Source organism: Pseudomonas sp. 2822-17 (genome assembly GCF_002742485.1).
Classification (GTDB): Bacteria; Pseudomonadota; Gammaproteobacteria; order Pseudomonadales; family Pseudomonadaceae; genus Aquipseudomonas; species Aquipseudomonas cyclaminis.
Genome location: NZ_LJRZ01000536.1, coordinates 1 through 398 on the forward strand (window position 1 = coordinate 1; position 398 = coordinate 398).

General features: G+C 36.7%; 1 pseudogene. It reads left to right on the forward strand.

The window, feature by feature from the left end:
• Nucleotides 1–170, forward strand: a pseudogene (gene fmt, locus AOA60_RS34765) (methionyl-tRNA formyltransferase); the annotation flags it as partial.
• Between the last annotated feature and the right edge of the window lie 228 nt (nt 171–398).

Here is a 398-nt window from a genome sequence, read left to right on the forward strand (position 1 = left end):
GATTAAACCCTTGGCCTGTAGCGTATACAATTGATGGAGAAAAGCGTATGAAAATATGGTGGTCAGAAAAAACTGATATTAATACAGATAAAAAGCCAGGGACGATTCTAAAGTTAGAAGAAACAGGGTTCCATGTTGCCTGTGGAGAAAACTCTGTGCTTAATTACTGAGATTCAGCCATCAGGAAAAAAGCGAATGGATGTAAAGACGTTTTTACATGGAGCTGGTAAAGACTGGGCTGAAGGAAGAATGGTAGGAGAAATGGATGAAACAAGGTAACGTTCGTGAAGCTGTGTTAGATGTCCTTTTAAAAATTGAAAAAGATCAGGCGTATAGCAATTTACTTATTAATGATACGATAAAAAAGTCGAGGTTAAATCCAAAAGATATACCATTAC